Genomic DNA, 17,003 nt, shown 5'->3' on the forward strand with positions numbered 1-17,003 from the left:
TTAAGGGCTGATGGCTAAGGTATTTGATAAAAGTTTAATCATTAATATTTTTTCTTTGTTGGGGCTGCGTGGCGCCTCCTTTATTTTTCCGTTAGTCACCTTGCCCTACCTTGCCCGTATTTTGGGTGTAGAGCATATGGGAGTGTTGGCACTGGGTCTGGCCTGCGTCATGTACTGCAGTACCATCTCCGATTGGGGCTTTAACGTTTACACCACCAAGGATATCGCGCAGCACCGGGAAGACAAAAGCAAGGTGACCCAGCTGTTCTGGTCAACCTTCAATGCCAAGCTGATTATGGGGACCGCCACGCTGGCGATCCTGCTGCTGGTCACCTGGTATAATCCGAAGTGGCACAATTTATTCTTCATTGTGCTGGCGAACTCAACGGTCTTATATGGCCAGCTGCTGTCCTTTGGCTGGTTGATGCAGGGTTTTGAGAAGCTGGGGAAAACCGCGCTGATCTCCACCGTCGGGCAGTTTTGTTCTATTCCGTTGACCTTCCTGCTGGTGAAAACGCCGGAAGACACCTGGCTGGCGGCGCTGATACCGGGCGTAACGGCCACCATTACCGCGGTGATCACCCTGTATTTCGTGGTCAATATGAAGGTAATTGGTTTTTACCGCTTTGAGCCGCGCGAAATCATGCAACGCATTAAAGACAGTCTGCATGTCTTTCTGGCGATTGCCGGCGCCAACCTGTTTAACAACGTCAACGTGTTAATTCTGGCCAGCATGACCAGCAATTATATGGTCGGCTTATATAACGGCGGCGACCGCCTGAAGAAAGCCGCCAATACCTTGCCTGAGCAAATTGGTAATGCCTTCTTCCCGCGCGTCAGCTATCTGTTCCATAAGGATCCGCATGCGGTGATCCACGCCACCCGCAAAAGCATTACCTTCTCCTTCGGTATTAGCGTGTTTATTGTGGTGTTCACCTTCTTCTTCGCGGATTTAATCGTCAAGCTGCTGTTGGGACCCGATTTCCACGAATCGGCCAACGTGCTGCGGGTGATGGTATGCGGATTTATCTTCGGTAACGTCAGCTACCCGGCGGGGCTGCAAATCCTGATCCCTCACGGGCTGGCCAAGCAGCGTATGCATGTGATGTTTATTGTTGGCCTGATTAACGTGCCGGTCTGTGCGCTGTTGGCATGGCAGTTTGGCGCGATTGGCGCGGCGAGTTCGCTGGTGCTGTCCGAGTTCCTGGTCTTCCTCGGCATCCTGCGGATTATGATCAAACACAATATCCTCAAGAGCTATCTGTTGAAAGAGAGCCCACGAGGATTTGAAGCGCCGAAAGAAAACGCGGGTTAAGGCTAACCCGCGCCGTTTTTAATCGTCCTTTTTCTGTCTGGCGGCAATTTTAGCCTGCCGCCAGTTCAGCAACGGCGTTACCGACACGCCATGCACGATGACGCTGGCGACAATCAGCGTGAAGGCCATATTCGCCATTCGGGTGACTTCTCCTCCCGCCACGCCATGGGTGTAGGCCCAGGCAATGTAGTTAATACTGCCAATCCCTCTAATCCCTAACCAGCCGATAATCAGGCGCTGATTGCGCGGCGCGTTCATGCCGGCGGTGGCGATCCACACCGAAGCCGGGCGGATAACGAGAAACAGTATCACCGCCATCAGCAGACCTTGTGGATCCCAGTGATGGGCCAGCGTAACGCCCAACACAATGATGATCACGGCGGCGAACAGCCGTTCCACCGTGTCACCGAAGGAGAGCGCATCGCCAACCACCAGGCCGACCGAGCTGGCGGCATTGGTTTCGCCCGGCGCGTGGCGGATATGCGGATTGACCAGCACCTCAGCCGGTGGACGATTGTCGCTGTCGGTAAAGTCATCGGCCGGTTGACGGTTAATCACCCGCATTTCTGCGCGACGCAGTCCCACACCGGCGGCAAAGGCGGCGAGGAAGCCGGAAGCATCCAGCGCCTGGGCGGCGGCATAGCTCAGCGCAATCAGCGCCAGCGCCAGGAAGTCATTCGGGGCGACATCCTGATGCCGGTGGCGCAAATGGGTGATGTACTGACCAACAAACCGGCCGAGAATAAAGCCAATCCCCAGCCCGCCAACAATCGCCCACAGCACATCGACCAGCGCCCATTGCGCAAAGTCAGGCAGCGTTAACTCGCCCTGGGTGGTCAACAGCATCACCGCCAGCATCAGCAGCGGCAGGGCGGTGCCGTCGTTCATCCCGGCTTCGCTGGAAAGGGAAACCCGCAGGTTGTCGCTATCCCGGGCATCGTTAACCGAAATCAGGCTGGCCAGCACCGGATCGGTCGGGGCGACGATCGCGCCAAAGGCCAGCGAAAGCGGCCAGGAGAGGTCCGCCAGATAGTGCGCCACCACGGTGACTCCCAGCACCGTCAGCAGCATCCCCGGAAACGCCAGCCGCAGACCAATCCGCCAGCCCTGACTTTTTAGCGGCAGCCTGAGCTTCAGCCCGGTAATAAACAGCGAAGCGGCCATGGCGATCTCAGTGAGATTTTTTGCCAGTTCGGCATGGGCCGCAATATCAATCGATAATAAGCCGAGCACCCAGGGGCCGCAGGCAATGCCCACGGCGAGATATAACGCAAATGCGGTAATCGGGCCACGTTTGATCCAGCCCGATGCCAGCGTCATTAACAGTAATAATCCACCGGTGGCGGCGGTCCAGCCAAGAAATCCCATTGCTTCTCCTTTTTGTGTTGAGCCGTTAAGTATGGACGATAAAATTACGCATTCTGTGCCGCGCACCGCCGCAAAGATTGTCAGCAGGCGTTCAGAGGTATACTGTTAGCAGACTCATTTTTTCTCGCTGACGACGTTTCTTCTTCAGCGATCCTCCGCTAAACCGAGGTTGTTTTGTCCAGTTATACGCCTAATCAACGTCCACGACGTCTCCGTCAGACCCCGTCTCTTCGCGCCATGTTCCAGGAAACTTCACTGAGTATCAACGATTTGGCATTGCCTATTTTCGTTGAAGAAGGTCTTGATGACTATAAAGCCATTCAGGCGATGCCGGGCGTCATGCGCATTCCTGAAAAGCGTCTGGCCTATGAAATTGAACGTATTGCTAAGGCCGGTATCCGTTCGGTGATGACCTTTGGTATTTCGCATCATACCGACGCGGATGGCAGTGACTCATGGCAGGAAAACGGTCTGGTTTCGCGTATGTCGCGGATCTGCAAAGAGACCGTGCCGGAAATGATCGTGATGTCCGACACCTGCTTCTGTGAGTACACCACCCACGGTCATTGCGGTGTGCTGCACGACCATGGCGTGGATAACGACGCCACGCTGATTAACCTCGGCAAACAGGCCGTTGCGGCGGCTCACGCAGGTGCCGATTTTATCGCGCCTTCCGCGGCAATGGATGGCCAGGTTGCCGCCATTCGTCACGCGCTGGATGCCGCTGGTTTCACTGACACCGCCATCATGTCCTACTCGACCAAGTTTGCTTCCTCGTTCTACGGCCCGTTCCGTGAAGCGGCAGGCACCTCGCTGAAGGGCGATCGTAAAACGTACCAGATGAACCCGATGAACCGCCGCGAAGCGCTGCGTGAGTCGTTAATCGATCAGGCCGAAGGTGCCGATGCGCTGATGGTCAAACCTGCCGGCGCCTATCTGGATATCATCCGTGACGTCCGCGACCACACTGAACTGCCGCTGGCGGCCTATCAGGTGAGCGGTGAGTACGCGATGATCAAGTTTGCCGCGCAGGCTGGCGCAATCAGCGAGCGTGATGTGGTGCTGGAAAGTCTCGGTGCCATTAAGCGCGCCGGTGCCGATCTGATCTTCAGCTACTTCGCGCTGGAGCTGGCCGAGAAGAAACTGCTGTAGTCCGGCAGTGCGTGATAAAACCGGCCGTTGAGCCGGTTTTTTTATGCCTGCTGGGGGCGGGTTATACCACCACTTCCGCGATCCATTTCACCGATGTAATGTTGGTGAAGTTATCGACATCACCGACAATCTCATCCACATGTCCCGCCATGCCTTTTTGCAACGCTTCGGCAGAATGGCAGATCAGATGGCAGGCCGCGACGTATGGCGCTGGCGTGCCATCGGGGGCAGAGAGAATTTTGTCGATGCTGTACGAGACCAGATAGTCGCCCATCCGCGCTTTGATTAACGGCAGATGCACGTCGCGATAGTAGTCATGATCAAAGTGGCCGTTTTCAGTAGTCGGATAGAGCACGCTGTATTTAATCAAACCTTCACCTCATTGAGTTTCCCCGGTACGCTTACCGCACCGTGCCCTCTAGTATAGCGAGGATGTCAGCGAAGCGATTAGCGCTTTGGAGTCATTGGGTGCCTGTCCTTTACATGCCTCCGGGGAATGACTAAATTACCGCAAACCGGATGCCAGAGTGACCCGATAATGACTGATAACCAGACCCGAGGCAGACCCTCCGCGCCGGAAAGTGACGTGCGTGACAAGGTACTCAATACCGCCTTCATCCTCATCGTTGAGCGGGATATGGCCAGTCTTACCATTGATGAGATCGCCAAACGAGGCGGTCTGGCTAAAAAAACCATTTATAAATTTTTCAGCAACAAAGACGCCATCGTCGAAGGCATGATTGCGAAATGGACCTCCACCAGTGAGGTTGTGGCCCCGGCTTTACCTGCGACTGAGCAGGAGGTTATCGCATTGCTGGAAGCCTTTTTCATCACCCTCATGCAGCGGGTGCTCTCTCTGGAATCCGTGGTGATCTATCAGTTTCTTCAGGGAGAGTTAAAGAAAAAAGCAGAGTACCTCAAGCTGTACCGGGCCAATGGTTTTGATACCGCTGGCAGTGTGCTCGACGGCTGGCTGAACGCGGTGAGGGCGGCGGGGTTGCTAAACCCGCTCTGGCCGGCAAATTCAGCGGTCTATCTTCAGTCGCTGATCGTGACGCCGCTGCTGCGTGATATTTCGCTGGGGATCCTGCCGCCGGTTCCGACCTACAACCCCCAGCCGCGGATTGCACAGATCCTGCAAGATTTCAGCCCCATGCTGTTGGCCTCCCGCCCGTCGTTAACACGCGCTTTCAACTGATTACGTTTTGCAACGAGGTGCCAGACGATTTCAGGCCGCGTTACGGTTATCTTAATTAGGAAACGATATTCGTTTCCTAATTGTGGCCGGAGCCCTGATATGACCAATCGTCGTGATTTTCTTAAGAATGCGACCGCCGTGATGGCGGGAAGCACCGTATTTGCAGGAAGCAGCCATTTTGCCTCGGCGGCGGCTGTCGAACCTGCCGCCGTTCAACCGCCCCGGCGCATCATTGCTCTTGAAGAGCATTTCATGCTGCCTGAGTTCGTTGGCTACCTGCATGAAACTCAGCAGAACTTGCGCAATGGGCTGGTGGATAAAGTGGTCACCCCGTTGTCTGATTTTGGCAAGGGCAGGCTGGAAATTATGGATAAAAATGGCGTGGATTTTGCCGTGCTGTCCTTATCCGGTCCTGGCGTGCAGGCCGAGCCTGACAAAGTGAAGGCGGTGCGACTGGCCCGTTATGCCAATGACAAACTGGCCACCGAGATGCAAAAGAATCCCCGTCGTTACGGCGGTTTTGCCCACCTGGCGATGCAGGATCCGCTTGCGGCGGCGAATGAACTGGAGCGCTGCGTAAAACAGCTTCATATGCAGGGTGGCATGATCAACGGCGAGACGGACGGATTGTATCTGGATGACCGCCGCTATGACGTGTTCTGGGAGCGCGTAGAAGCGCTGAACGTGCCGATTTACATTCACCCTGGCAACCCACCAGACTACCCGCATATGTTTGCAGGTCACCCTGAGATGTGGGGGCCGGTCTGGAGCTGGGCAGTAGAAACCTGTTCCCATGCGCTGAGGCTGATTTTCAGCGGGACGTTTGACCGTTACCCTGGCGCGCGGGTGATATTGGGCCATATGGGCGAGACGCTACCCATCCAGTTGTGGCGTCTGGATAGCCGCTATCAAATTGCCAATCAGACGTTTGCCATCAAGCATCCGCCTTCCTGGTATGCCAAAAAGAACATCACCATCACCACCTCGGGTGTCTGTAATGATGCCGCGCTCAGGTGTGCGCTGGATTCAATGGGCAGTGAAAATGTGATGTTCTCGATCGACTACCCGTTTGAAAGCACCGAAATTGCGGTGAACTGGCTTAAAACCGCCAATATCACTGAGCAGGAGCGTAATGCGGTTGCCTGGGGAAATGCCACATCGATTCTTCGCCTCGGCGCATAAGCCTCGCATTCCTCACGCGGCAGGGAAGGCAGGTAGCATCAGTTGACCGCCTGAACGCCTGACCGGTTTACAAAGATTCGCCGACCGGGCATTCTCTGAGTTAATCGCCATTTATCTGGCTATCGTTATCTTGGCTAGCTAAAATGCTAGCCTTATTTTTATTCCGGACACTTCCCCCCTATATTGATGAAGCTCATATTCCCCCTAATCCGCTGGGCCCGCACCTTTTGGCCGCAGGCGACCGTGCCTTCCCTGAAAGAACGTCTGGCTGCCGCCATCGGTGCCGCCATTGCGCTCACCGCCACCTTTCAGTTGTCCCACCTGATGCTTGGCGAAGCCAACCCGTGGTTTATTGCGCCGATGGGCGCATCTGCGGTGCTGTTGTTTGGCGTGCCTGCCAGTCCTTTAGCGCAACCCTGGTCAATCATTGGCGGCAATCTGCTGGCCTCGGTGATCGGTGTTGCCTGTGCGCAATGGATAGGGCATAGCGGCCTGGCGGGCGGGATCTCCGTGGGCCTGACCATCGCCCTGATGTTCTCTTTGCGCTGCCTGCATCCGCCGAGTGGCGCCGTGGCGCTGACCGCCGTTTTTGGCGGACCGGCGATTAGCCATCTTGGCTGGGCGTTTGCCATCGTGCCGGTGCTGGTGAATTCGCTGTTACTGACCGCCGTGGCGCTGGTGTTCAACAATGCGCTGCGTCGACGCTATCCTCACGCCGCACCGGTCAACGCCGCCGATAAAACACCGGTCAGGCCGGCGCAGCGGATTGGCGTCAGCCGGGAAGATTTGCATGCGGTGCTGGCGGAGCGGGGCGAGTATGTTGATATCGATGAGGGTGACCTGCAGGCGATTTTGTCTCAGGCTGAGCAGCGCGCGCATCGCCGGCATTTTGGTGGGCTGCGCTGCGCCGATTTTATGACCCGAGAGCTGTGGACCATTGAACCGGATGCCTCCTGTCACGAGGCGGGCAGCCTGCTGCGACAGCATCGCATCGATGTTCTGCCGGTGGTATCGAAAGCGGGTGAGCTGTTGGGGATCGTCACCTCGCGGGATTTACTGGCGGACGCGGAGAGACGGCCGGACGATCTGGCCACGCATCCCATCTCACAGGTGATGTGCACCGCCTTCCCGCGCTGTGCGCCGGATGATGCCGTTGAGCAGCTGGTGTTGCCGTTCACGCTGCAAAGCATGCAGTGTTCGCTGGTGATTGACCCGGCCGGCAAGCTGGTCGGGCTGGTGACAGCCTCCGATGTGCTGGCGGCGTTGTACCAGGAGCAGCTTGAGAAGGGCCGTGCGGCCTGAGCACCGCTAAAGTGACGACGCCAGCGAGACGATCAGCGCTCTGAGCCACGTCTGTGCGGAAGATCCGGCGTTACGGCGATGCCACATCAGGTCGAATGGCACAACCGGCAAGGTCACTGGCGGCGTGAACATCCGTAATTGCCCGGTGGCCGACGCGTGCTGCGCAACGCGCTTCATTACCGTGGTCACCATATCCGTGGCGGCGACCAGCGCGGGTGCCGCAAACATCTGTGGCAGCGTCAGCGCCCGGATGCGCTGTAATCCCTGCTGCGCCAACACCTGATCCACCAGGCCATAGCCATCACCTTCCGGCGAAACCAGCACATGCTTCAGCTGCAGAAACGTCGCCATATCCATCTCGCGGCTGGCCAGCGGATGGTCGTGCCGCAGCAGCGTGACAAACTCGTCCTGCAACAGCGGCTGCGAAAGAATGCGGTTATTCTGCTGGCCGGTCGGCACGCCAATCGCCGCATCAATTTTCCCCGCATCCAGCAGGTCAATCGCCCGATCGCGGTGATCGAAGTTCAGCACCGTCAGCCGGATCCCCGGTGCCTGCTGCTCCAGCGCCTGACTCAGTAAAGGCAGCAGCACATAGGCCGGATACTCAGACATGCCGAGCCGGAAAGTCTGATTCACCGTGCTGGGATCGAAAGCCGGTCTGGCGATCAGCGTCACTTCCAGCTGTTGCAGGGCATTGCCAATCGGTTCCGCCAGTTCTCTGGCCCGGGCGGTCGGTTGTAAACCGTCGGCACTTCGTTGGAACAGCGGATCGCCAAACAGCGTGCGCAAGCGGGCGAGGGCCGCACTCATCGCCGGCTGGCTGACGCCTACACGGCTGGCTGCGCGGGTGACATTGCGTTCTTCACTCAGCGCATTAAACGCCACCAGCAGATTCAGATCGATGCCATGAAAATCCATAAATCGTATAGTCATCTATATCGGTTATTTGTTGGATTGATAATAGCGGGCGCTTTATCCTCAGGCAATCATCTACACCACAGGAGTCAACCATGAGCCATGCCGAAACAGAACTGGGATTAACAGAACGTCGCGCTGTTGAAACGATCTACCGCGCGTTTAACGATAAGGATCCGGATTTACTGGATCGCGTTGTCAGCGACGACTGGCAGGACATCCCGCTGGCACCGGGCCAGGGGCCAGGCGCCGCAGGCTTGAAGCCGATTATTCTCGGCTTTATCGCGGCGATGCCGGATGTGCATATTCATGTCCATGAGGTGATGCAGACGCCTGGCCGCGTTGGCGTGCGCGCAGAAATCACCGGCACCCATCTTGGCAATTTTATGGGCATTCCGCCGACGGGCAAGTCGGTAAGTTTCCCGATCTTTGAGTTTCATCATCTGTCCGCCGGACGTATTACCCACACCTGGCATCTCGAAGACTGGTTTGGCTTATTCCGCCAACTGGGGCAGTTTCCTCAGCGGGGATAATCACGCGACCGAACTATTTGACGAAAAATAATAAAGCCAATATGGGGAGATTCATTCACCCCATATGGCTGACAAATGTAAAGGTGCTTAAGCCAATAATGACAACAATAACAATGGCCAAGACCACATAAGAAAAAATACGTTTACCGCTGTAAATTCCGTTCATCAGACGCCTTTATTTGAAGTTAAACTAAACGAACATTAAACCGATTGTTAAAATAATCTCGCTGAATAGTATCGCAATAACATCTCCGGCAAATATTGCGACGGATCAAGTCGCCTTCATCACTATTCCATTAAGATAATTCAAATCGTAAATTTTGAATTCTACTCTTTGATGGAGTTATATTTTGACTAAACTCGCCACGGAAAATAAAAACTTTCCTCCCACGCCTGCGGCAGATATTCCTTATTATCAGCTTTCTGCAGAACAAGGCTTACAACGTCAACATTCGTCGCGTAACGGCCTGAGTCAGGCGGAAGTTAACGCCCGTCAGCATCAGTATGGCCCGAACGCCTTACCGCAAACGAAAGGCAAGCCGGCATGGCTGCGCTTCCTCGCTCACTTCAATGATGTGCTGATCTATATCCTGCTGGCAGCCGCATTACTGACTGCGGTGATGGGGCACTGGGTCGACACGCTTGTCATCCTGGGTGTGGCGGTAATTAACGCGCTGATTGGCCATATCCAGGAAAACAACGCCGAGAAATCCCTCAAAAGCATCAGCAATATGCTCGCCAGCGAAGCCGTGGTGGTGCGTGACGGCCAGCACAGCACGCAGCCTACGCGCGATCTGGTGCCTGGCGATATCGTCATCCTGCGCGCGGGTGACCGCATTCCGGCTGACCTGCGGGTGATTGAGGCGCACAACCTGCGGGTGGAAGAAGCAATCCTCACCGGCGAATCGGTCTCGGTATCAAAAACCGCTGAGCCGCTGAGCGGTGAACTGGCATTGGGCGATCGCACCAATCTGCTGTTCTCCGGCACCACGCTCAGTGCCGGTAGCGGCAGCGGCGTGGTAATTGCCACCGGTGGCGACACCGAGTTGGGCCATATTAACCAGATGATTTCCGGCATTGAAAAACACCGTACGCCGTTGCTGGTTCAGATTGATAAACTCGGCAAAGCGATATTCGTCATTATTCTGTTGATGATGGTGGCGTTATTTATTTTCAGCCTGTTATGGCGGGATATTCCCCTCGACGAATTACTGCTGTCTTTAATTAGCCTGGCGGTTGCTGCCGTACCTGAAGGCTTACCGGCAATCATTTCGATTATTCTGTCACTGGGTATTCAAACCATGGCGCGGAAACACGCCATTATTCGCAAATTACCGATTGTCGAAACGCTTGGCGCAATGACCGTGGTCTGTTCGGATAAAACCGGCACGCTGACGATGAATGAAATGACCGTCAAAGCGGTGATCACCGCCGATGCCTGTTATCAGGTTGAAGGCGACAGCTATGAGCCGGTGGGCAATATTTCCCTTGAAGGGGAATCAACGCCGCTGAATATCGCGCCCGGTTCGGTGCTTGAAGACTATCTGCGCACCATCGACCTCTGTAATGACAGCCAACTGATGAAGGATGAACAGGGACACTGGACCGTCACCGGCGGCCCAACGGAAGGGGCACTTAAGGTGCTGGCGGCCAAATCCGGCTTACCGGCGATTCAGGTCGAGCTGAAAGGGAAGATCCCCTTTGACTCCCAGTACAAATACATGGCGACCCATCATCAGGTCGGCGATCGCAATAAGATCCTGGTGACCGGCGCGCCGGATGTGCTGTTCGCACTGGCCCGCCAGCAGCAAAGCGCTCACGGCCTGTGCGCCTTTGACCAGGCTTACTGGGAAGAGAAAATCACCCACTATGCCAGACAGGGACTGCGGATGGTGGCAGCAGCGTGGATGCAGGCACCTGACGACCTGACCCAGCTCGATCATGATGTGCTGCACGGAGGATTAATTTTCCTCGGTATCGCCGGCATGATGGATCCCCCGCGGCCGGAGGCTATCTATGCCATCCGTACCTGTCAGCAGGCGGGCGTGCGCGTCAAAATGATCACCGGCGATCATCCGCAAACCGCGATGAATATTGCGCAAATGCTGGGCATGGCCAACAGTGACCGTGCGCTGACCGGCCACGATCTTGAGGCAATGAATGATGCGGAACTGCGCGAAGCGGCGGTCAGTTACGATATTTTTGCCCGCACCAGCCCGGAGCATAAGTTGCGGCTGGTCAAAGCCCTGCAGGACAAAGGCGAAATCGTTGGCATGACCGGCGATGGCGTCAACGATGCCCCGGCGTTGAAGCAGGCGGATGTCGGCATCGCCATGGGCATCAAAGGCACCGAAGTGACCAAAGAAGCCGCCGATATGGTGCTGACCGATGACAACTTTGCCACCATTGCCGGCGCCGTGCAGGAAGGACGTCGGGTGTATGACAACCTGAAGAAAACCATCCTGTTTATTATGCCGACCAACCTGGCGCAAGGCTTGCTGATCATCATTGCGCTGCTGGCGGGCAATATCGTGCCGTTAACCCCGGTGCTGATCCTGTGGATGAATATGGCGACCTCCGCCACGCTCTCGTTCGCCCTGGCGTTTGAAGCCGCCGAGCGCAACGTGATGCAACGTCCGCCGCGCAACCCGACGCAGCATGTGATGGATGGTTTTGCCATCTGGCGTGTGGCCTTTGTCGGCACGCTGATTGCGCTCAGCGCCTTCGCGCTGGAAGCCTGGCTACAACCACGCGGACACAGTCCGGAATTTATCCGCACCGTGCTGCTGCAGACGCTGGTGACCGCACAGTGGTTCTATATGCTCAACTGCCGCGTCAGCAACGGTTTCTCGCTTGGTCGCAGCGTGTTGGCCAACAAAGGTCTGTGGCTGGTCAGCGGCGTGTTATTGCTGCTGCAACTGATGATTATCTATCTGCCGTTTATGCAACTGCTGTTCGGCACTGAGGCGATCCCGCTGCGTTACTGGGGCATTACCCTGGCGATTGGCGCAGTGCTGTTCCTGATCGTCGAACTGGAGAAACCCCTTACGCGCCGCTTCCGCAGCCGTTAATGCCCGCAGATGCCCTGCGGGGCATCTGTCTTCGCTTGCCTCCCGTTTTTGGAAAACACGATGAACAGGTTATGCCCAACAATCGCCCTGGCGATTGCTCTCGTTATCAGCTGGCCAACGCTGAGCGTCGCCAGTCAGTCCGTGCAGGTGGTACAGGTTGAACCCGCGCCGCTGCTGATGGAGCGCCGCCTGCCGGGACGGATTGAAGCCGTCCATGCGGTGGCACTGCGCAGCCGCATTGAAGGCATCATTACTCAGGTCCATTTCAGCGACGGGCAGCAGGTGAAGGCCGGCGATCTGCTGTATGAGCTCGATGATGCGGAGCAGCGTGCCGCACTGTCGCTGGCCCAGGCCGAGTTGCGCAGCAGTGAAGCCTCCCTGCGCCAGGCACAGCAGCAGTTCGACCGTTTCCAGCGGCTGAAGCCGGCGCAGGCCATCAGTAACCATGACGTTGATGGCGCGCGTATGCAGCGTGATATCGCCCGGGCTGCGGTGGATCAGGCGAAATCCCGCCTGAAGGCCCGTGAGATTACCCTCGGCTATACGCGGATCGCCTCACCGGTCAGCGGACGGGTAGGGCACAGCCAGTTTCATCGGGGCAGCCTGGTGAATCCTGCCAGCGGCATGCTGGTGGAAATCGTGCAGCTGGACCCGATCCGCATCGCCTTTGCCATTGAAGAACACGCCTTTTTTGATAAGGCCGGTCAGCATCCCGACCTGAAAACGCTGCGTCAGGCCTGGCTGCCAGAAATTGAACTGGCGGGCAAACGCCAGGCGGGCACGCTGGTCTCGGTGGATAACCGCATCGATCCGCGCAGCGGCAGCGTCACCTTACGTGCAGAATTCGCCAATCCCGGTGAGCGGCTGTTGCCCGGCGGCAGTATCGATCTGTTTTTCCGGCCAAAACAGAGCGCATCAGCACTGATGATCCCGGCAATGGCGATCCAGCAAGATCCGCAAGGGTTCTTCTGTTGGCTGGTTAACGACGAGAATAAAACCGAAAAACGCCGCCTCACCCTGGGCAGCCAACAAGGCCAGCAGTATCATGTGCTAAGCGGTCTGCAGCGTGGCGAGCGGGTGATTGTAGAGGGCACGCAGCGCCTTCAGGCCGGGAGCCCGGTGAACGCAATCGCCGCCGGAGGAAACCGCTGATGTTGACGTTCTTCCTGACCCGCCCGCGTTTTGCGATGGTGATCGCGCTGGTGATTGGCTTACTCGGTGCCATCGCCCTGAAAATCATTCCGGTAGAGCAGTACCCGGAAATCACGCCGCCGGTGATTAACGTCAGCGCCTCCTGGCCGGGCGCCAGTGCGTCAGACGTGGCCGAAGCTGTAGCGGCTCCGCTGGAAACGCAAATCAACGGCGTGGACCATATGCTGTATATGGAATCCACCAGTTCGGACGATGGCAGCTATGCGCTGGCGATCTCCTTTGCCGCCGGCACCGATGCCGATCTGGCGGCCATTGACGTGCAGAACCGGGTGGCGCAGACCGTGGCCCAGCTGCCGCAACAGGTGCAGGAAATGGGAGTGCAGGTCCGCAAGCGCACCACCAACCTGATGCTGGGCGTCAGCCTGTTCTCCCCTGATAAAACCCGTGATGCGCTGTTTATCAGCAATTACGCCAGCACCCACGTTCGTGATGCGCTGGCGCGACTGCCGGGCGTGGGCCAGGTGCAGATGTTCGGTGCGCGCGATTACAGTATGCGTATCTGGCTGAACCCGCAGCGGATGAATGCGCTGAATATTACCGCCGACGATATCACCCTCGCGATCCGCCAGCAGAACGTGCAGGGCGCTGCCGGACAGGTCGGCACGCCACCGGTGTTTAACGGCCAGCAGCAAACACTGACCATTAATGGCCTTGGCCGCCTGAACAGCGCGGAAGCGTTCCGCGATATCATTATCCGCAGCTCGGCACAGGGGCAGCTGGTGCGGCTGCGGGATGTCGCTTTTATTGATATCGGCGCGCGTAGCTACAACTCCAGCGCGACGCTGAACGGCAACGACACGGCTTATCTGGGAATTTACCCTTCGCCAGGCGCAAACGCGCTGAATGTGGCCGGTCTGGTGCGCACCGAGCTGAAGCGGCTGAGCCATACCTTCCCGGCAGATGTGAAGTGGGAAATCAAATTCGACTCCACGAAATTTGTCTCTGCCACCATCAAAGAGATGGGCTGGTCGCTGGGACTGACGCTGGCGGTAGTGATCCTGGTGGTGTCGTTATTCCTGCAAAGCTGGCGCGCCACCTTTATCGTCGCCATGGCCATTCCGACCTCGCTGCTCGGCACCTTCGCCATCCTCTATCTGCTTGGCTACTCGGCCAATACCCTTAGCCTGTTCGCCATTATTCTGGCGTTAACCATGGTGGTGGATGACGCCATTGTGGTGGTGGAAAATGTCGAAACGCTGATGGCGGAAGGCATCGATCGGCTCAGCGCTACCACGCAGGCGATGCGCCAGGTCGCCGGACCGGTTATCGCCACCACGCTGGTGCTGCTGGCGGTGTTTATTCCGGTAGCGATGTTGCCCGGAATTACCGGTGAGCTGTACCGGCAGTTTGCGGTGACGCTCTCCAGCGCGGTGACGCTTTCCAGCCTGGTGGCCCTGAGCCTGACGCCGGCGCTGTGTGCGTTGATGCTACGGCCACGCACGGCGGTACCGGGCCGCATTTTCCAGCTGTTCAACCGGGGTCTGGATAAAACCCGTGCCGGTTACGGTAGCCTGGTGAAGGGCATGAACCGCCGGCCGTGGCTGGCACTGGTGGCCACCACCGCCGCCGCGCTGGCCGTGGCCGTCAGCTTTATGCTGATGCCCAAAGGCTTTTTACCTGCCGAGGACCAGGGCTATTTCTTTGCCAACGTGCAGCTGCCCGCCGCCGCGTCATTAGAGCGCACGGAAGCCACCATGGAGCGCGCGCGGCTGTTGGTTGCCAGCAATCCCGCCGTCGAGGACGTCATTATGGTGTCCGGGTTTGATATTCTCAGCGGCACCACCACCTCTAACGGCGGCTTTATGTCGGTGATGCTGAAACCCTGGGGTGAACGCGCGGCGTTGGATCAGGTCGCCGGGCAGATCCAGCAGCAGCTGGCGCAGATCCCCACGGCCAACATTATGACCTTCAATCCGCCGACGCTACCGGGGCTGGGCAATGCCGCCGGCTTTGATCTGCGTCTGCTGGCCCAGCAGGGGCAATCCTCTGCCGAGCTGGAGCAGGTCACGCGCGCGGTGCTGGCGAAAGCCAATCAGCATCCTCAGCTGCAGGCGGTATTTACCACCTGGAGCAGCAACGTGCCTCAGCTGACGCTCAACGTCGATCGCAACCGGGCTGCCCTGTTGGATGTGCCGGTATCCCGCATCTTCAGCACTCTGCAAACCGCGTTCGGCGGCACGCGCGCCGGCGACTTCACCTTAAACAACCGCGCTTATCACGTGGTGGTGCAAAATGAGATGAGCTGGCGTGAACGGGCAGAGCAAATCAGCGATCTGTATGTGCGCAGCGATAACGGTGAACGCGTGCGGCTCAGTCATCTGGTTACCGTGACGCCAGGCGTCGGTGCGCCTTATCTGAAGCAGTACAACCAGTTCCCGTCGGTGGCCATCAGCGGATCGGCGGCGGCAAACGTCAGCAGCAACGACGCGATGAACGCCATGACCGCGATCCTTAATGACAGCTTACCGGAGGGCTACGGCTACGCCTGGAGCGGGCTGTCATTGCAGGAACAACAAACCGGCAATCAGGCCATCTGGATCGTGCTGGCGGCGGTGGTGATGGCCTGGCTGTTCCTGGTTTGCCAGTATGAGAGCTGGACGTTGCCCGGCAGCGTGATGCTTTCGGTGCTGTTTGCTCTCGGCGGTGCGCTGCTGTGGCTGTGGTGGGCCGGGTTTGCCAATGATGTTTATGTGCAAATTGGCCTGGTGCTGCTGATCGCCTTAGCCGCCAAAAACGCCATCCTGATTGTCGAATTTTCGCGAACGCTGCGTGAGCAGGGCGCGTCAGTTGCGGATGCCGCGCTGCAGGGTGCGACGCGGCGTTTTCGGGCGGTGATGATGACGGCAATCTCTTTTATACTCGGCGTGCTGCCGTTAATGCTGGCCTCCGGCGCGGGTGCCCAGAGTCGTCGGATCATCGGCACCACGGTATTCAGCGGCATGCTGGTGGCTACCGTGGTGGGCATTGTATTTATCCCGGCGCTGTTTGTGCTGTTCCAGCGTATGCGTGAATGGGCGCACCGGCGGGTTGGCTAAGCGGCCTGCAATTCAGTGACGATCGGGGGAGAATGAGGCGCGTGTCGCGATGCTTCATTATCCCCAGAGGGCTCAGGAAGTATGGCGGTTAAGGGCATAATCCGAGCGAAGATAACGACAGGTGGCAAAAAGGCACAAACTGTAGCCGAGCAGCTCAGAGCACTCTTCCGCCATATTCTTGACCGTATGGCTATATCCTCCAGGCATGAGCGTCCGCCAAAGGTCCTGCATACCGAACAGCCGGGAGAATACCAGTACAGTGAGCAGGCCCGCGCTCATCATTCCCCATGAGGGATGACGGAGGAAACTCACCAGACCGGCGAGCGTACGTTCTGGATATCTTAAGGCAAAAGTTAGACAAATTCCCGTAACGGCGAGGGCGAACCAGACCCAACACCCATGTTTTATTTCATCAAATAAAAAGTCCATTTCCCTGATTAACATGCAGGAAAAAAATCCCCCAATCAGCATCAGTGACGGGCGCGCAGAGGAGTGCCGCATTGCGCGAAAAAAATACATGAGTGCAATCACCAGCAGCATCAGCTCCTGAGTTATCTCTGTTAAAGATGACTCATGAACAGCATCATGCATCCAGTGAACATCAATAAATACCAGACCCATCATCAGACAAAGAAACAGTGCACTGGTGAAAAATAAAACCAATTTGTTGCGTATAAAGATTAAATCAGAATGCATTTTTTATAACCATTGCCCTACAAG

Annotated in this window: 13 protein-coding genes; 9 read left to right on the forward strand and 4 right to left on the reverse strand. The window is 57.0% G+C overall.

Translation table 11 applies throughout. The features are described from left to right. The first annotated feature begins 10 nt into the window (after positions 1 to 10). Positions 11 to 1,315 carry a flippase gene (locus ACXKZG_RS09300; protein ID WP_488876072.1) on the forward strand — a complete coding sequence of 435 codons (1,305 nt, stop codon included), beginning with the start codon at positions 11 to 13 and terminating at the stop codon, positions 1,313 to 1,315. 18 nt (positions 1,316 to 1,333) lie between these two features. Here the strand turns inward: ACXKZG_RS09300 and ACXKZG_RS09305 are convergent, their stop codons facing one another. Further along, on the reverse strand, positions 1,334 to 2,683 hold the full coding sequence (locus tag ACXKZG_RS09305) for a cation:proton antiporter (protein ID WP_013202625.1): 1,350 nt from the start codon (positions 2,681 to 2,683) through the stop codon (positions 1,334 to 1,336). Between the two features lie 174 nt (positions 2,684 to 2,857). Between ACXKZG_RS09305 and hemB the strand changes: the two genes are divergently transcribed. Then, on the forward strand, positions 2,858 to 3,835 hold the full coding sequence (gene hemB, locus ACXKZG_RS09310; RefSeq protein WP_053142491.1) for a porphobilinogen synthase: 978 nt from the start codon (positions 2,858 to 2,860) through the stop codon (positions 3,833 to 3,835). Between the two features lie 61 nt (positions 3,836 to 3,896). On the opposite strand, the gene ACXKZG_RS09315 is transcribed toward hemB, so the two are convergent. Next, positions 3,897 to 4,205, reverse strand: a complete 309-nt coding sequence (locus ACXKZG_RS09315; RefSeq protein ID WP_134824360.1) for an EthD family reductase — start codon at positions 4,203 to 4,205, stop codon at positions 3,897 to 3,899. A 168-nt stretch (positions 4,206 to 4,373) separates the two neighbouring features. On the opposite strand from ACXKZG_RS09315, the gene ACXKZG_RS09320 reads away from it, so the two are divergent. The 3 genes from ACXKZG_RS09320 to ACXKZG_RS09330 all read left to right on the forward strand — a co-directional run bounded on the left by ACXKZG_RS09320 (position 4,374) and on the right by ACXKZG_RS09330 (position 7,517). Then, entirely contained in the window at positions 4,374 to 5,033 is a 660-nt protein-coding gene (locus tag ACXKZG_RS09320) for a TetR/AcrR family transcriptional regulator (RefSeq protein WP_013202622.1), read from the forward strand. A 99-nt stretch (positions 5,034 to 5,132) separates the two neighbouring features. After that, positions 5,133 to 6,215 (forward strand): amidohydrolase family protein, encoded by a 1,083-nt coding sequence (locus ACXKZG_RS09325; protein ID WP_134824358.1) that lies wholly within the window; start codon positions 5,133 to 5,135, stop codon positions 6,213 to 6,215. 243 nt (positions 6,216 to 6,458) lie between these two features. Further along, positions 6,459 to 7,517 (forward strand): HPP family protein, encoded by a 1,059-nt coding sequence (locus ACXKZG_RS09330; protein WP_488876073.1) that lies wholly within the window; start codon positions 6,459 to 6,461, stop codon positions 7,515 to 7,517. Positions 7,518 to 7,523: 6 nt separating this feature from the next. Here the strand turns inward: ACXKZG_RS09330 and ACXKZG_RS09335 are convergent, their stop codons facing one another. Next, on the reverse strand, positions 7,524 to 8,450 hold the full coding sequence (locus tag ACXKZG_RS09335) for a LysR family transcriptional regulator (protein ID WP_338574664.1): 927 nt from the start codon (positions 8,448 to 8,450) through the stop codon (positions 7,524 to 7,526). A gap of 77 nt (positions 8,451 to 8,527) precedes the next feature. Between ACXKZG_RS09335 and ACXKZG_RS09340 the strand changes: the two genes are divergently transcribed. The 4 genes from ACXKZG_RS09340 to ACXKZG_RS09355 all read left to right on the forward strand — a co-directional run bounded on the left by ACXKZG_RS09340 (position 8,528) and on the right by ACXKZG_RS09355 (position 16,283). After that, complete coding sequence (locus ACXKZG_RS09340) at positions 8,528 to 8,965, forward strand: ester cyclase (protein WP_134824357.1); 438 nt, start codon at positions 8,528 to 8,530, stop codon at positions 8,963 to 8,965. A 350-nt stretch (positions 8,966 to 9,315) separates the two neighbouring features. Then, positions 9,316 to 12,036: a cation-transporting P-type ATPase gene (locus tag ACXKZG_RS09345; RefSeq protein WP_488876074.1), complete on the forward strand. Its 2,721-nt coding sequence runs from the start codon at positions 9,316 to 9,318 to the stop codon at positions 12,034 to 12,036. Positions 12,037 to 12,096: 60 nt separating this feature from the next. Continuing rightward, positions 12,097 to 13,188, forward strand: a complete 1,092-nt coding sequence (locus ACXKZG_RS09350; protein WP_488876075.1) for an efflux RND transporter periplasmic adaptor subunit — start codon at positions 12,097 to 12,099, stop codon at positions 13,186 to 13,188. Further along, complete coding sequence (locus tag ACXKZG_RS09355) at positions 13,188 to 16,283, forward strand: efflux RND transporter permease subunit (RefSeq protein ID WP_488876076.1); 3,096 nt, start codon at positions 13,188 to 13,190, stop codon at positions 16,281 to 16,283. Before ACXKZG_RS09350 ends, ACXKZG_RS09355 begins: the two co-directional genes overlap by 1 nt. A gap of 72 nt (positions 16,284 to 16,355) precedes the next feature. Here ACXKZG_RS09355 and ACXKZG_RS09360 read toward each other — a convergent pair whose 3' ends face one another. Further along, a complete protein-coding gene (locus ACXKZG_RS09360; RefSeq protein WP_488876077.1) occupies positions 16,356 to 16,979 on the reverse strand; it encodes a hypothetical protein in 624 nt (207 codons plus the stop codon). Between the last annotated feature and the right edge of the window lie 24 nt (positions 16,980 to 17,003).

Source organism: Erwinia sp. 2186 (assembly GCF_057812255.1).